The organism is Corynebacterium wankanglinii, from assembly GCF_013601005.1.
In the GTDB taxonomy this organism is placed as follows: Bacteria; Actinomycetota; Actinomycetes; order Mycobacteriales; family Mycobacteriaceae; genus Corynebacterium; species Corynebacterium wankanglinii.
Window position 1 is genome coordinate 186,751 of sequence record NZ_JABFED010000002.1, and the last position, 14,572, is coordinate 201,322.

Sequence of the window (14,572 nt, forward strand, 5' to 3'; positions counted from 1 at the left end):
ACAGATGGGCCCGTTCGCTTCACCGGCTTGTCGGTCATTTCGGGCCTCCGATCGCGGGATCTTTCTCAGCGTGTAAAACCGTAATCCTACGCTGCGTGGGGGTGCTCTTCGCCCAGGACCACCAGCGGAGCGTCGTGAAGCTTCTCGCGCCCGCCGAGACCTTGCACCTCCAAGACAACGACGTACCCGGCGACGATGCCGCCAGCGCGTTCAATGAGGTCGTGTGCAGCCGCGAGGGTGCCGCCGGTGGCAAGCACGTCGTCCACCAACACAATGCGTTTGCCGCTGATGTCCATCCCGTCGGCGGGAATTTCCAACGCCGCCGAGCTGTACTCGGTGGTGTACTCCTGCGTGATCACAGGCGGGGGGAGCTTCCCTTTCTTGCGGATGGCTAAAATGCCCGTGCCCAACTCGTAGGCGACCGCGGAGCCGAGCAAAAAGCCTCGTGCATCGAGCCCGCCGACAAGATCGGCGCCGAGTTTGCGGCTGGCCGTGGCCATCTCCGCGATCACGATGTTCAATGCGGCCGGATCGGCGAGAACGGGCGTGAGGTCTTCAAAAAGGACGCCGTCCTCCGGGAAATCCTGCACCTGACGGATCTTGTCCTTGAGTGCCGCGCTTGCAGTGGCGTAACGGTTGCCGTCGATAGGTGTGGGGGCCATTGGTTGATTTCTCCTGTTACTTTTCGGCCGGGGTTGTCTCTGAATTCAGCTGCCACCGGTCCATGTTCCAGCCGATGCCGGCGAGACCTGTGTACGGCACCACGTTACGCACTGCCCCGTCTACTGCGAACGTGCGGGGCTGCGCAGCGAGCGGGATTGAAGGAAGTTGCTTCCACAAGTACGCCTCCTGGGCGCGCAGCGCGCCGAGGTCTTGAGCGCGATTGTTGGCGGCGGGATACTCCCGCATCGGATCCTCCGCGTGAAGGATCACGTCCGCTGCCCCCTCGGTCCAGGACTCATTGCCCCACTCGTCATATTCCGCGCGCGGAAGGTCCGCAAGCGTCTTGCCGCCCTCTGTGACGTCGATAACGTTGATGTCCGCCGGCTCGCAGCTGCGGCGGATGGAATCGACCATCGCCGCGAACCGAGCGTCTGGGTAGGGGTACCCGATGCGGACCTCATAGCCCGACAACGCCGAGGCTGCAGCGATGTCCACATCGAGATGGGGCTCTGCAACGCTCGCAACACGTTGCGCAAGTGGGTCAGCGTGCTGCAGGACGTGTAGCGGCGATACCGGCACATCGATCCCCGCCACCTGACTGGACACCTTTGCAACGGCGCGCGGGTCCACGCACTTGGCAAGAGCCTGCCGGTTCTCCGGCACCGCCCACATTCCCACCTCCGGGAACGTCAGCACCTCAGTGAGCTCACCCACCTGCGTCTCCACCGTCATCCGATTTCCCTCGGCATCAACGTCGTGCCAGTCAGGTGACGTCTCTCGCAGATCGCCGATGCGCAACGCTTCCGCATCCGCCAACTCGCCCGAATTTGCCCCGCCGGGCCACACAACCATTTCAGCAGTCTGAGGTGCGACACCGTAGTAGTACTCGTTGGCGACTAGGGTGACCTCACCGCTATCTCCCACTCCGGCGATCTTGAAGGGGCCGAACGATACCTGCAGTTCGGGGTCAAACTGCGCGAGACTAAACCCGTGCCGCCAAACATTCGCCACAGGTGTGAGGCGCGAAACGTCGTCGGACCGAAGGTCGTCGTCAAGCTCCTCGATGCTCTTACCCAGACGCCCCGCGACCGCATGCGCGGGAAGTACAGTGCCCGCCTCAAACAGGCCCCGCCAACGAGCACCACGATCTTCCTTGAAGGTCAGCGTGAACTCCTTGGAACCCGCTGTGCACGACAGATCTTCCGTATCGTCAAACAGTGGCATCTGCGAGCCAAACAGGTCCGGATACTGCCCGGCTGTGAAGGTGAGCAAATAATCGGAACACGTCACCGGCGTGCCGTCTGAAAACACAGCGCTGTCGGAGAGCGTGTAAATCACCTTGCGTTGATCTCCCGGCAACACCTGGGTAGTAACAAGATCGGTGTTCGGAATCATCTGCCCGCTCGGACCCGGAACATACACCCCCGGGTACAAGCGGACGGACAACAGCTCCGCCAGATCCGTCGCGCCCTCAAGCGTGCCCGCGTTGGTGGTGTGCAGCCCGCTGAGCACCTGGTAACCGAACAACCTCTTAGTCTGCTCAGCGTCCCCTTCGCCCGTTTCGCACGCGGTAAGGGCGATGCAACCCACCACCGCGGCAACAGCCGCGGCGAACCTACGCCTCATGTGTCCCGCCATCTTCCGCCGCCTGCTACTGGGCGGTCGGACGCCACGTCGCGGCGGTGGACGCGCCCTCAACGCCGGTGCCGCCAGCACGACGGACGGGGGCGGCAACTTGGCGCTTCTCCGGCGCGGTCTCCGCTGATTGGCTAGGGGCAGTTGCATCAGTGCCGCGGGCGCGGTAGCGCTCTACCTCGGCGTTGTGGTCCTTGTACTTCTTCTTCCGGTTCACCAGGCTCACCAAAAGCGGCGTAGCGAGAAACAACGACGAGAAGATGCCCTCAATCACACCAATAAGCTGGATAAGTGCGAGGTCGCGCAGTGTACCCACACCGAGCATCCAGACCGCGACTACCATCAGCGCCACAATCGGCAGCGCCGAGATCACGGAGGTGGAGATGGAACGCATCACCGTCTGGTTCACCGCCAGGTTCGCCTCTTCCGCGTAGGTTGAGCGGCGCGAATCCAACACACCCGAAGTATTCTCGCGCACCTTGTCAAACACGATCACCGTGTCGTACAGCGAGAAAGTGAGGACGGTGAGCAGGCCGATGATCATCGCCGGGGTGACTTCAAGGCCGAAAAGCGCGTAGATACCCATAATCAGCACCGCATCAACGATCAAAGCGGCCATCGCGGCAGCCGCCATCTCGCGTTGCAGGCGAACTGCGACGTACACCGCAGCCGCAACAAGGAAGGCCAGCATCGCCAGGAGCATGCGGTTAGTGATGGTCGAACCCCACGATTCAGACACCGTTGAGTCGCCGATCGCGTCCGCGCTCGGCTCGCCGTTGTAATCCTTAATCTGGTACTCGTCGAAGATCGCCTGACGCGCCGCGTCGATTTGCTCCTGAGTCAGGTGCTCAGAGTTGATCTCCAGCATGCGTGAATCGCCGGAGCCCACGATTTGGGTGAGCTCGGGGGTCACCCCAGTTGCGTCTGTGAAGGTCTCCCCCACTTGCTCCGTTACGAGCTCCCCGGCCGGCATGGTCATCTTCGTGCCGCCCTCGAAGTCGATGCCCATGTTGAACCCGCGCAGCAACATTGCCAGCAGCGAGATCACCACGAGAGCGAGGGTGATGCCGTACCAGATCTTGCGCCGACCAACGAAGTCGATGGCGCCCGTGCCGTCGTAGAGAGTCTCTGCAGAGCGCTTCGCTTTCACCGGCGTCGCGCCGCTATCGCGCGTGGCGCGAGCCGATACGTCTGTCGCGGTTGCCTTTGTGCTCGACATGTTTAAATCTCCTCATTCTCTGCGGCCGCCTGGAGCTCGAGCTTGTCGACGCCATTGTGTTCCCCAATGCTCGCCTCCGCTCGACGGGCCTCAGCGGTCTTGAACGCCTTGCCCATGCCGTTCACAGACGGCTTGGACCAGAACGAATTGCGAGACGCGATGATCATCAGCGGCGCGGTGACCAAGAACGTCACGACGAGGTCGAAGACGGTAGTCAAGCCCATGGTGAAGGCGAAGCCCTTCACGTCGCCGACAGCCAGGAAGTAGATGATCACGGCCGCAATCAGGGTCACCATGTTGCCGGTGACAACGGTGTCCTTCGCGCGCTCCCAGCCGGATGCGGTAGCAGAACGGAAGGTCTTGCCCTTGCGCACCTCGTCCTTTATGCGTTCGTAGATGACGATGAAGGAGTCGGCGGTGGCGCCAATGCCGATCACCAAACCTGCAATGCCGGACAGATCCAGCGAGTAGCCGATCCAGCGCCCGAGTAGCACCAGCGTGCCGTACACGAGCGCGCCCGCGGCTACGAGCGACGCAAGGGAGATCAGACCGTAGAGGCGGTAGTACGCGAAGACGAACAGCGCCACCAGGGCAAGACCGACCAGGCCCGCGTACAGGCCGGCCTTGAGTGAGGCCTGGCCGAGTGATGGGGGCACGGACAGGGCGGTGCCACCCGGTTCACCGTTCTCTCCCGCGAACGACAGCGGCAGAGCGCCGTAACGCAGGTTGTTGGCGAGGTTTTCCGCCTCTTCCTGGGTGAAATTGCCCGTGATCGACGTGGCGGACCCAACCGGGGTCGCCCCCTGGATCACCGGGGCGGAAATGACCTGGGAGTCGAGGGTGATCGCGATCTGCTTCTGCAGCATCTCACTGGTCAGGCGCGCCCACGTCTCGGAACCGTTGGGCTGGCCGGCCTGGCTGAACGCGAAACTGATCTCCATCTGGCTCGACTGCGGGTTAAAGCCGCCGGTAATGGAGCGCGACGTGTCGATCTGCTCGCCGGTCAGGCGCGGACCGTCGGCTTCAGTAACGCCGTCGAGCAGCGGTACTTCGTCGAGAAGCAGCGCCTGGCCCGACGTGGGGTCACATGCGACCAGCGGCAACTCTGCCTTGTCGGAGCCCGCAAGTGGATCGGTAATCTGACCCATGCAACGCGCCGACATGAGCGTCAACGCCGCGAACTGCTCGGTCGGATCCGTGGATTGGCGGGTGCGACGCAGCATGTCTGTCGTCTCCTGGCGGCGCTCCGTTGCCTCCACTGGGCCGTTCGGCTCTGGAAGCGGCTGAGCGGTCACCTGGGGAACGTCTTTCGGCTCCTCCGGCTGCTCCTCCTCCTTAGGTGCGATGTCCTTGCCCTCTTGGCCCTCTTGGCCCTCTTGCGAGCCGGCCTCCGGGTTCGCAGCTTCCTTTTCCGCAGCCTGCTTACGGGCAGCGAGCTGAGTGAGGACAGTCTGCCCCTCCTGCGCGGAGAAGACGCCGTATTTCACCCACTCGTTGACCATGTCGAGGATGACGCCATCGACCTTCGTGCTATCCGCAGCCGGCGGGTCTAGCACGGGACGGAAGAACAGCTGGGAGGTTTGGCCGATGTTGCGGATCTCCGTGGTGTCGTCGCCGGCGGCCTCAATCACGATGGTGTTGCCGTCCACAACGACGGACGCGCCGGACACACCCATGCCGTTGACACGATTTTCGAGGATGTTTCGTGCGTCCTGCAGCTGCTCGGAGGTTGGCTCATCCCCCTGCGGCACCAGCGTCACTCGGGTGCCGCCTTGCAGGTCGATGCCGAGCTTAGGCTCCGCGGTCTTACTACCGGTGAAAAAGACTAAGGCGTAGACACCAATGACGATGATGGCAAAGAGCGCGAGCGCACGGGCGGGCCAGCGCTTCTTGCCTTTCATCTCGCGGGACCGCCGAGTGTTGTTGGACACTGAGCTGACTCCTCTGCTTTCCGAGCTCCATTTTTCTGCTTCACCCGCGCCTCGAGCAGCGATAAATGGGCATACTCTCAAGGCGTGCCGGTGAAGACACAACGGAACATGCTACGGCATGAACCCGAAAATCCGTCAGTCCGGTCCGCCGGCCCTTTAATAAAGTGACATTTGCCCCGGGGCTTCAGGCGGCGCCTGCAGACCCAAGTGCTCCCAAGCAGCCGCGGTAGCCACACGGCCCCGCCCCGTCCGGGACATCAGACCCGCGCGAACCAGATAGGGTTCGCACACTTCCTCGATGGTCCCAGGCTCCTCGCCCACTGCGATCGCGAGTGTGCCGACACCTACCGGGCCGCCGCCGTGCCCTCTAATCAGGGAGTTGAGCACCGCCCGATCCAACCGGTCGAGACCGCGCTCATCCACGTCGAACACACTCAGCGCAGCACGAGCCGCAGCAAGGTCAACGCGCCCGTCGCCATGCACATCTGCCCAGTCGCGCACGCGCCGCAGCAGGCGGTTAGCAATGCGCGGCGTCCCCCGGGAACGGGAGGCGATTTCCACAGCAGCATCTGTGTCGATCCGCACGCCAAGGATCGAGGCAGCGCGGCTAACCACCTTCGTCAGATCAGCGACGTCGTAGAACTCCATTTGGGCGGTGAACCCAAAGCGGTCGCGCAGCGGACCCGTGAGCATCCCTGCCCGGGTTGTCGCTCCCACGAGTGTGAACGGCGGAATTTCCAGTGGGATCGACGTCGCTCCAGGTCCCTTGCCCACAATCACGTCGATCCGAAAATCCTCCATCGCCATGTAGAGCATTTCCTCAGCGGGACGAGCGATGCGGTGGATCTCGTCGATGAAGAGGACGTCTCCCTCCATCAAGTTCGACAGCATCGCCGCCAGGTCACCGGCGCGCTCGAGCGCGGGGCCGGACGTCATGCGCAGCGACGTGCCCAGCTCCTGCGCCACGATCATCGCCATGGTGGTCTTGCCCAATCCGGGCGGGCCGGAAAGCAAGATGTGGTCTGGCGTTACGCCGCGGCTGCGTGCGCCAGCGAGAACCAAATTGAGCTGCTCTCGCACCTTCGGCTGCCCGATGAATTCGTTGATTGACTTCGGGCGCAGCGAGCGTTCTATGTCGTGTTCATCCGCCTGCGCGTGGGCGTCCACTGGCGACGGCGGCTTCGCAGCGAACCCTTCCGGCAGAGCAAACTCAGTCTTTTCTACGTCCGACACGGAAGCACCACCCTACTTCTTCCCTAGCTGGCTCAGCGCACTGCGCAACAGCGCGGAGGCGGACTCGGCGGGCTCTGCTTCAACCAGTGCATCCACGACAGGCCGCGCGGAGCGTTCCTGGAAGCCAAGGCCTAGTAGCGCCTCAACAACCTGCTCAGAGACCAACGACGCACCGTTGCGAGTAGGGGCGGCCCCCGCTGCCGCAGGGGCGTCCGCCGCCGGAATGAACGCATCAACCTTGTCTTTGAGCTCGAGCACGATGCGCTCGGCCATCTTCTTACCTACACCTGGCACCGTCTGGATCGACTTCGCATCCCCGGAAGCGATGTGAGCCGATAACTCTCCGGCATCAAACACAGATAGCGCGGCGAGCGCCAGCTTGGGGCCAAGCCCGGAAACGGTTTGAAGTTTGTGGAACATCTCCCGCGCCTCCGGGTCGCCGAACCCGTAGAGGGTGACTCCGTCATCTTTAACCACCATGGTGGTCATCACGCGGCTCTGCTCTCCGCGGGTGAGTCTGCCCAGGGTAAGCGGGGTGGCAAGGAACCGGTAGCCGACACCGGCACACTCGATAACCGCGTGGTCGAGCCCGATAGAGAGCACTTCGCCGTTGAGAGAATCAATCACTGGTTCGCCGCCTTTACGGTGAGCTGGTGTGTACGTGCAATGAGTGGAGCGCGCCAGCAGTGGCACACGGCGATCGCGAGCGCGTCCGCGGCGTCAGCTGGCTTCGGCGCTTCGGACAAACCGAGGATGCGTGTGATCATGGTCGTCATCTGCTTCTTATCCGCGCGCCCATTACCGGAGACCGCCTTTTTCACCTCGGACGGGGTGTACATATGCACCGGGATGTCGCGCTCCGCGGCTGCGAGCACCATCACCCCGACTGCGTGGGCCGTGTGCATGACGGTAGAGACATTGCCCCGCTCGAAAATCCGCTCCATGGCGATGACATCCGGCTGGTAGTCATCCATCCACTCTCCTACCGCGCGAGAAATGCGGAGAAGCCGCTCAGACAATGCGGCGGTGGAAGGGGTGCGCACAACCCCGACCGCGACGGGGATAATCTGTCGTCCACGCCCCGCCTGCACCACGGAAAGTCCGCACCGGGTAAGGCCTGGGTCAATGCCCATTACACGCAATCCTTGGAGGGATCCACCCAGAGTCACCGCCTCCTCCTTCCACGCAACAACCTGTAAATGTGACACATATGTTCTACCACACGGAGCAGAACTAAAGCCCGCGCCGCGGTGGGCGGCACGGGCTTGAAGAATGGACGGGCTAGTCGTCCAGCTGTGCGGCGACCTCATCGGAGATCGTCATGTTGGTGTAGACATTCTGCACGTCATCGGAATCCTCGAGCGCATCGATCAGTCGCATCATCTTTTTCGCGCCATCGACATCCAAATCCACCTGCACATCAGCGCGGAACTCCTGGCCGGCATCCTCCACCTCGATGCCCTCGTCGGTGAGCGCCTCACGGACTGCCGACAGATCCGTCGGCTTGCAGGTGATCTCGAACTCCCCGCCGAGGTCGTTGACCTCTTCGGCGCCTGCCTCGAGCACCGCCATCAACACGTCGTCTTCGGTGAGCTCACCTTTCTGGATTGTCACCACCCCGGTTCGCTCAAACATGTAACCGACAGAGCCAGACTCGCCCAAGTTGCCGCCATTTTTGGTCATGGCCGTTCGCACCTCGGTTGCCGCGCGGTTGCGGTTGTCGGTCAGGCACTCAATGAGCACTGCCACGCCGTTGGTGCCATACCCCTCGTACATGACAGTTTCCCAGTTCGAACCGCCCGCTTCTTCGCCCGAGCCGCGCTTGCGTGCTCGCTCAATGTTGTCACCCGGGACGGAGGCTTTTTTCGCCTTGCGGATCATATCGTCCAGAGTGGGGTTGGCGGCAGGGTCACCGCCGCCGGTGCGGGCCGCAACCTCGATATCCTTGATCATCTTCGCCCACAACTTCGACCGCTTCGCGTCGTTTGCGGCCTTTTTGTGCTTCGTGGTTGCCCACTTTGAGTGGCCCGACATAACGCACCCCTTCTCCTCGGTTCACGTGTACTTGACGTATAACAGACGGCATTATACGCACTCCCCGCAGCTGGCCCTTACCGGTCGCCTAGCGCGAACTGTGGCAATGTGGCTGTTCCGCCCAGACGCAACACACGTACCGCCGGTCGAAGGCGAAGCGCCCTGGTGTCCGCAACGGCATCGTCGTAGAACCGCAACGCCAGCTCAACACGGGTGTGCGCATCCTGTAGCTGAGGTGGCCAAGGGTTCTGCCCGACCCGCTCCCGCAAAGCCTCCGTCAGCTGAGTCTCTTGCGAGAGCCTGCGCTGCAGGTCCGTTGCAGTCAGCGGGATCTGCTCCGTTTGTGCGGCCAACGCGGCAAGCTCCGGGAATAGGACCGCCACCACTGCACACCGGCGGTCCAGAGCTGCCTGCAGCGCGTCCCGCGAGCGGTCGAGACGGATGTGCAAACGGTTGAGACGTTGCGCGGTGTTGAATGCCCACGCCGCGCACAACGTCAGCGCCACTGCAAGTACCAGCAACGGTAGGTTCAACGCCACCCTTCAACCTCCACCTTTTCGTTGACTGCCACCGCCTCGTACACAGCAATCACTTGGCGGGCAACCACGTCCCAGTCGAAGTCCTGCGCGCGTCGTGCGCCGCGGGTAGCCAGCCGGTTGCGCAGGGCAACGTCGTCGATAAGCATGCGCAATTGCCGGGCCAACGCGGAGGCGTCTCCCGGCGGGAACCGGAGACCAGCGTCCTCCCCGCACACCGCGGCGAATGCGGGGATGTCGCTCGCCACGACCGCGCAGCCCGCCGCCATCGCCTCCACCAAGATGATGCCGAACGATTCACCACCCAGATTTGGAGCAACGAAGATGTCGGCGCGACCCAGAATTTCAGCCTTTTCCGTCTCAGTGACACGGCCTGTGAACTCCACGCCGTCCACTCTGCGAGGGCCACCGCCACCGACCACCGTCACCCGCGGCCGCCGCGGCAGCAACTCGACGGCTTGTAGGAGCACGTCGAGTCCCTTGCGCGGTTCATCGTGGCGCCCCAAAAACACAATTTCTACCTCTCCGTTCTCATGGTCGCTACGGGCCGCGGCGAAGCGCCTGGTGTCAACACCGTTGGGGATAACCACGGGATCCGTACCCACCTGCTCTGCCTGCCAGCGCCACGCCTGGTCGCTTACAGCGATGCCGGCGCGGATCTTCTCAAGGCTCCCTCGCAGCGCAGGCAGCGCGAGCTTGAGCGCGTAAGAAGATTCTGCGGAAGCGTGGTAGGTGGCCACGATCGGCCCCGTGGCCATGCGCGTAGCCACCATCGAGTAGCTGGGAGAGTTTGGTTCGTGGACGTGGAGGACATCGAAATTGCCCTCCTCGATAAAGTGGCGGGTGGTCCAGCGAACCTGCGGCCCGAAGGACAGTCGTGCGACGGACCCGTTGTAGCGAACCGGCACCGCTGGCCCGCCGCGGGTGACATAGTCCGGTAATTCGGTGCGGTCCGACGCTGGGCCGAGCACCTGCGAGTGATGCCCCAGTTCCCGCAGCTTTGCAGCCAGGTCAAGCACATGGGCTTGAACCCCGCCGGGCTCGTCAAACGAATACGGGCAAACCAGGCCAACGCGCACAAGCTACCTCCCGGCCGGTCGCAGGCGCCGCTCCAACGCTTTCCGGCGGCTTGGTTTGGGCATGTCGGAGGGCCACAGCGGCTGCAGCATATGCCAATCCGCCGGGTGTGCCGCAATGTTTCTCTCAAACGCGTTGGCGACACGTTGTGTGGTCTCTTCCAACGTGGTCGTTCGCACGGGCGCCGAGACGCTCATGCCCCAGCCTGGTTGACGGTGGGTGCCAGTAAACCAGGAATGTGCGACGAGAAGCGGCGCGCCGGTGTCAAGTGCCAATTTGGCCGGGCCAGCCGGAAAGGTTGTCGCTTCCCCGAAGAACGTCACCGGCACGCCGCTGCGGGTGAAATCCCGTTCACCGAGCAGGCACACTATCCCGCCCTGCTCCAGCACGTTCTTGAGCTGCTCATAGGGCGGGCGCTCACCGCCGGTCAGTGGAACCACCACAAACCCGAGGGATTCGCGGTACCGCACAAACGCTTCGAAGAGCGCCTCCGGCTTGAGGCGCTCCGCCACTGTGGCGAAGCCACCGTAATGGTTGGCCAGCCACATCCCCGCCATATCCCAGTTGCCGGTGTGCGGCAAGGTCAACACCACGCCCCTGCCCTGAGCCATCGCGGCCTCCAGGTGCTCGCGCCCCACAAGCCCGCTGGTGAGCTGAGTATCTAGCAACCGCTCGCCCGCAAGGCGCGGCAGCCTAAACGCCTCTAACCAGTACCGGGCGTATGAACGCGTCGCGTCGCGCACCAGCTCCCGGGTGACGTTGCCTGGCCCTACTACGCGGCTGAGGTTTCGGCGCAATTGGTCCATCCCGGCGCCATCATCGGAAACCAGATCGGCCGCCCACTTAGCGCCACGCGCGGACACTCGCGCGGGCAACGCGCCCACAATTTTCCACCCGGCGATGTAACCGGCGGCTGCAAGCCTCTCCCGCGCGGCGCCCATTTATGCCCCTGCCGGTGGAGCGATGCGTTGGCTCGCCTTTTCATCGTTCTTGGCCAGAAGAAGCCGCTGCACCACGGTGATGACGGACCCTACCAGCAAAATCCACAGAGAAACCACAACGGCGTGGGGCACGCCGAAGCCTTCAAGTGCAATCCCACCGAGGCCGAGTATCAACCGCTCCGGGCGCTCAATCAGCCCGCCGTCAATCTTCAGCCCCCCGGCCTCACCGCGCGCTTTGATGTAACTAATGGTCTGCGACAACACGATGACTGCCAAAGACGCCGCAACATTGATGGGCGCAGCGTCTGCCACGTAAATGAGCCAAATGGCTATCGCGCCGAACAGCGCGCCGTCGGTGAGCCTGTCACAGCTCGCGTCGAGCGTGGCCCCGAAAGCGGTGCCTCCTCCACCCAAACGGGCCATAGTGCCGTCCACCATGTCGAAAGCGGCGAAGAACAAGCTCAGCACTGCTGCCCACACGAGATGGCCCGTGGGAATGAGCACCATCGACGACAACATGGTCAACGCGGTGCCTGCCAGGGTGGTTACGTTCGGCGTCAACCCGACCTTCAGCAGTCCTCTTGCCACCGGTTCCACCACAACAGCAGCGGGCTTACGGCCGTGCACGCTAAGCATCGGGCTCTCCTTCCTCCGTCCGCTGCACTTCCCGCCAACCGTCTGCGAGAAGCGCACGTGTATCCCGCAGTAGCTGCGGGAGAACCTTCGTGCCACCGATGACCGTTATGAAATTCGAGTCCCCCGCCCAACGCGGCACCACATGCAAGTGCAGGTGATCTCCCACCGATCCGCCGGATGCCTTCCCCAAATTCAACCCAACGTTTATCGCTTCGGGCTGAGAAACGGCCTTTAGCGTTTTCACCGCATGCTTGGCAAAGGCCATCAGCTCCGTTGTCTCTTCATCGGTGAGCGCCTCCAAATCCGCCACCTTCCGGTACGGGACCACCATCACGTGGCCAGCGTTGTACGGGTACAGGTTGCACACCGCGTAGACGGTCTCACCTCGAGCGATAATCAGGCCGTCTTCGTCGCTCATGTTCGGGATCTCCAAGAAGGGATCGCCCGAGCTTCTCGACGTCCCTTCGGCCCCTCCCCCGCGCCGATGCTCCGAGCCGTCGGGCATATTAGCGATGTAGCTCGAGCGGTACGGCGCCCACAGTCGGGTGAGGCGGTCTGGATCCCCTACGCCGGTGTCGGCGTAGGCCTCACCGTTAGTTCCGGATTGCAACGGTGTCCTCGCTGGGCTGCTCGTTACGCTTGGCGGTGACCCACTCGGTGATGGTTTGTACCGCATCTTCAACCGGCACGCCGTTGATCTGGGAGCCGTCCAGGAAACGGAAGCTCACCGCGTTCGCCTCCACGTCGCGCTCGCCGGCGAGCAGCATGAACGGCACTTTGCCGGTGGTGTGCGTGCGGATCTTCTTTTGCATACGGTCGTCGGAGTGGTCGACCTCCGCGCGGATGCCCCGCTCGCGCAGCTGGGCGATCACGCCGTCGAGGTGCTCGCCGAATGCGTCGGCCACCGGGATTCCCACCACCTGGTGCGGTGCGAGCCACGCCGGGAACGCCCCGGCGTAGTGCTCGAGCAACACGCCGAAGAAGCGCTCGATGGAGCCGAAGAGGGCGCGGTGGATCATCACGGGCCGCTTCTTCTGCCCGTCGGAGGCGGTGTATGTCAGGTCGAAGCGCTCCGGCAGGTTGAAGTCAAGCTGCACGGTGGACATCTGCCAGGTGCGGCCGATGGCGTCGCGCGCTTGCACGGAGATCTTCGGGCCGTAGAATGCCGCGCCGGCCGGATCCGGCACCAGCTCGAGACCGGACTTCTTGGCCACAGATTCGAGGATGCTGGTGGAGCGCTCCCAGATCTCGTCGTCGCCGATGTACTTGTCCGGGTCCTTCGTGGAAAGCTCCAGGTAGAAGTCGTCCAAACCGTAGTCCTGCAGCAGGGAGATGATGAACTCCAGCACGCTGGTCAGTTCTTCTTCCAGCTGTTCCTCGGTGCAGTAGATGTGCGCGTCGTCCTGTGTGAAGCCGCGCGCGCGGGTCAGACCGTGGACCACGCCGGACTTTTCATAGCGGTAGACAGTGCCGAACTCGAATAGGCGTAGCGGCAGCTCGCGGTAGGAGCGACCACGCGAGTCGAAGATGAGGTTGTGCATCGGGCAGTTCATCGGCTTGGCGTAGTAGTCCACCGGCTGCTTGGTCACGTTGCCGTCGGCATCAACTTCACCGTCGAGCTTCATCGGCGGGAACATGCCGTCGGCGTACCAGTCCAGGTGGCCCGACTTTTTGAACAGGTCGCCCTTGGTCACGTGCGGGGTGTTGACGAAGGAGTAGCCGGCGGCGACGTGGCGCTCACGGGAGTGCTGCTCCATGGTCATGCGCACGATGCCGCCGTCCGGGTGGAACACGGGCAGGCCGGAGCCGACCTCGTCCGGGAAGGAGAACAGATCCAGCTCGTTGCCCAGGCGGCGGTGGTCGCGCTTTTCCGCCTCCTCGAGCATGGTCATGTACTCGTCGAGTTTCTCCTTGGACTCCCAGGCGGTGCCGTAGACGCGCTGCAGGCCGGCGTTGTTCTGGTCGCCGCGCCAGTAGGCCGCGGACGACCGCGTCAGCGCGAACGCCGGGATGTACTTCGTGGTGGGCACGTGCGGTCCCCGGCACAGGTCGTGCCACTCCACCTCACCCGTGCGCGGGTTGACGTTGTCGTAGTGCGTCAGCTCGCCAGCACCGACCTCGGTAGCCTCGTCGGAATCCGGATCGACGTTGCCTTTGTCGTTGATGAGCTCGAGCTTGTACGGCTCGTCCTTGAGGTCTTCGGCGGCCTCCTCCACGGACGCGTAGACGCCGCGGACGAATTTCTGCCCCTGTTTGATGATCTTCTTCATGCGCTTCTCCAGCGTCTTCAGATCCTCAGGGGTAAACGGCTCAGCAACGTCGAAGTCGTAGTAGAAGCCGTCGTTGATGGCCGGGCCAATGCCCAGCTTGGTGCCGGGGAACTCGGCTTGCACGGCCTGGGCGAGAACGTGCGCGCAGGAGTGGCGGATCACGGAACGGCCGAGTTCGGTGTTTGCGGGCACCGGCATGAACGTCGCGACCGTATCGGGGATGTAGGAAAGGTCTTTGAGGTTGCCCTCTTCGTCCTGGACGCACACGATTGCGTCCTCCCCCTTGTTCGGCAGGTTCAGCTCCCGCATGGCGGCACCGACGGCTGTGCCGGCGGGAACCTCGAACGGTGCGAACTCGACTGCTGCTTCGGTGGACATAGTTGTCGTGCGCTCCTTT

At 63.2% G+C, this 14,572-nt stretch carries 14 protein-coding genes; all 14 read right to left on the bottom strand.

Features of this window, described 5'->3' with window-relative positions; genetic code table 11:
• Nucleotides 1-86: 86 nt before the first annotated feature.
• The 14 genes from HMA55_RS03870 to thrS all read right to left on the bottom strand — a co-directional run bounded on the left by HMA55_RS03870 (nt 87) and on the right by thrS (nt 14,553).
• Complete coding sequence (locus HMA55_RS03870; RefSeq protein ID WP_181191761.1) at nt 87-662, bottom strand: adenine phosphoribosyltransferase; 576 nt, start codon at nt 660-662, stop codon at nt 87-89.
• A 16-nt stretch (nt 663-678) separates the two neighbouring features.
• Complete coding sequence (locus tag HMA55_RS03875; protein ID WP_181191762.1) at nt 679-2,289, bottom strand: ABC transporter substrate-binding protein; 1,611 nt, start codon at nt 2,287-2,289, stop codon at nt 679-681.
• 25 nt (nt 2,290-2,314) lie between these two features.
• Complete coding sequence (gene secF, locus HMA55_RS03880) at nt 2,315-3,517, bottom strand: protein translocase subunit SecF (RefSeq protein WP_181191763.1); 1,203 nt, start codon at nt 3,515-3,517, stop codon at nt 2,315-2,317.
• A gap of 2 nt (nt 3,518-3,519) precedes the next feature.
• On the bottom strand, nt 3,520-5,418 hold the full coding sequence (secD, locus tag HMA55_RS03885; protein WP_181192042.1) for a protein translocase subunit SecD: 1,899 nt from the start codon (nt 5,416-5,418) through the stop codon (nt 3,520-3,522).
• A gap of 186 nt (nt 5,419-5,604) precedes the next feature.
• Nucleotides 5,605-6,681, bottom strand: a complete 1,077-nt coding sequence (ruvB, locus tag HMA55_RS03890) for a Holliday junction branch migration DNA helicase RuvB (RefSeq protein ID WP_181191764.1) — start codon at nt 6,679-6,681, stop codon at nt 5,605-5,607.
• 12 nt (nt 6,682-6,693) lie between these two features.
• Entirely contained in the window at nt 6,694-7,308 is a 615-nt protein-coding gene (ruvA, locus tag HMA55_RS03895) for a Holliday junction branch migration protein RuvA (RefSeq protein ID WP_181191765.1), read from the bottom strand.
• Nucleotides 7,305-7,814 carry a crossover junction endodeoxyribonuclease RuvC gene (ruvC, locus tag HMA55_RS03900; RefSeq protein ID WP_181191766.1) on the bottom strand — a complete coding sequence of 170 codons (510 nt, stop codon included), beginning with the start codon at nt 7,812-7,814 and terminating at the stop codon, nt 7,305-7,307. Before ruvC ends, ruvA begins: the two co-directional genes overlap by 4 nt.
• A 148-nt stretch (nt 7,815-7,962) precedes the next feature.
• Nucleotides 7,963-8,715, bottom strand: coding sequence for a YebC/PmpR family DNA-binding transcriptional regulator (locus HMA55_RS03905; RefSeq protein WP_181191767.1), 753 nt, complete (start codon nt 8,713-8,715; stop codon nt 7,963-7,965).
• Between the two features lie 77 nt (nt 8,716-8,792).
• The gene (locus tag HMA55_RS03910) at nt 8,793-9,248 is read right to left on the bottom strand and encodes a hypothetical protein (RefSeq protein ID WP_181192043.1); all 456 of its coding nucleotides are present in this window, start codon (nt 9,246-9,248) and stop codon (nt 8,793-8,795) included.
• Complete coding sequence (locus HMA55_RS03915; protein ID WP_181191768.1) at nt 9,245-10,330, bottom strand: glycosyltransferase family 4 protein; 1,086 nt, start codon at nt 10,328-10,330, stop codon at nt 9,245-9,247. Before HMA55_RS03915 ends, HMA55_RS03910 begins: the two co-directional genes overlap by 4 nt.
• Before the next feature lie 3 nt (nt 10,331-10,333).
• Nucleotides 10,334-11,269, bottom strand: coding sequence for a phosphatidylinositol mannoside acyltransferase (locus HMA55_RS03920; protein WP_181191769.1), 936 nt, complete (start codon nt 11,267-11,269; stop codon nt 10,334-10,336).
• Nucleotides 11,270-11,905, bottom strand: a complete 636-nt coding sequence (gene pgsA, locus HMA55_RS03925) for a phosphatidylinositol phosphate synthase (RefSeq protein WP_181191770.1) — start codon at nt 11,903-11,905, stop codon at nt 11,270-11,272.
• Nucleotides 11,898-12,581 (bottom strand): HIT family protein, encoded by a 684-nt coding sequence (locus HMA55_RS03930; RefSeq protein ID WP_181191771.1) that lies wholly within the window; start codon nt 12,579-12,581, stop codon nt 11,898-11,900. Before HMA55_RS03930 ends, pgsA begins: the two co-directional genes overlap by 8 nt.
• Nucleotides 12,499-14,553, bottom strand: a complete 2,055-nt coding sequence (gene thrS, locus HMA55_RS03935) for a threonine--tRNA ligase (protein ID WP_181191772.1) — start codon at nt 14,551-14,553, stop codon at nt 12,499-12,501. Before thrS ends, HMA55_RS03930 begins: the two co-directional genes overlap by 83 nt.
• Between the last annotated feature and the right edge of the window lie 19 nt (nt 14,554-14,572).

Bases quoted from the DNA above. Each gene is read 5' to 3' on its own strand.
- HMA55_RS03870 (WP_181191761.1), bottom strand. From the start codon at position 662: ATGGCCCCCACACCTATCGACGGCAACCGTTACGCCACTGCAAGCGCG.
- HMA55_RS03875 (WP_181191762.1), bottom strand. From the start codon at position 2,289: ATGAGGCGTAGGTTCGCCGCGGCTGTTGCCGCGGTGGTGGGTTGCATC.
- secF (WP_181191763.1), bottom strand. From the start codon at position 3,517: ATGTCGAGCACAAAGGCAACCGCGACAGACGTATCGGCTCGCGCCACG.
- secD (WP_181192042.1), bottom strand. From the start codon at position 5,418: ATGAAAGGCAAGAAGCGCTGGCCCGCCCGTGCGCTCGCGCTCTTTGCC.
- ruvC (WP_181191766.1), bottom strand. From the start codon at position 7,814: ATGGGCATTGACCCAGGCCTTACCCGGTGCGGACTTTCCGTGGTGCAG.
- HMA55_RS03905 (WP_181191767.1), bottom strand. From the start codon at position 8,715: ATGTCGGGCCACTCAAAGTGGGCAACCACGAAGCACAAAAAGGCCGCA.
- HMA55_RS03920 (WP_181191769.1), bottom strand. From the start codon at position 11,269: ATGGGCGCCGCGCGGGAGAGGCTTGCAGCCGCCGGTTACATCGCCGGG.
- pgsA (WP_181191770.1), bottom strand. From the start codon at position 11,905: ATGCTTAGCGTGCACGGCCGTAAGCCCGCTGCTGTTGTGGTGGAACCG.
- HMA55_RS03930 (WP_181191771.1), bottom strand. From the start codon at position 12,581: ATGCGGTACAAACCATCACCGAGTGGGTCACCGCCAAGCGTAACGAGC.
- thrS (WP_181191772.1), bottom strand. From the start codon at position 14,553: ATGTCCACCGAAGCAGCAGTCGAGTTCGCACCGTTCGAGGTTCCCGCC.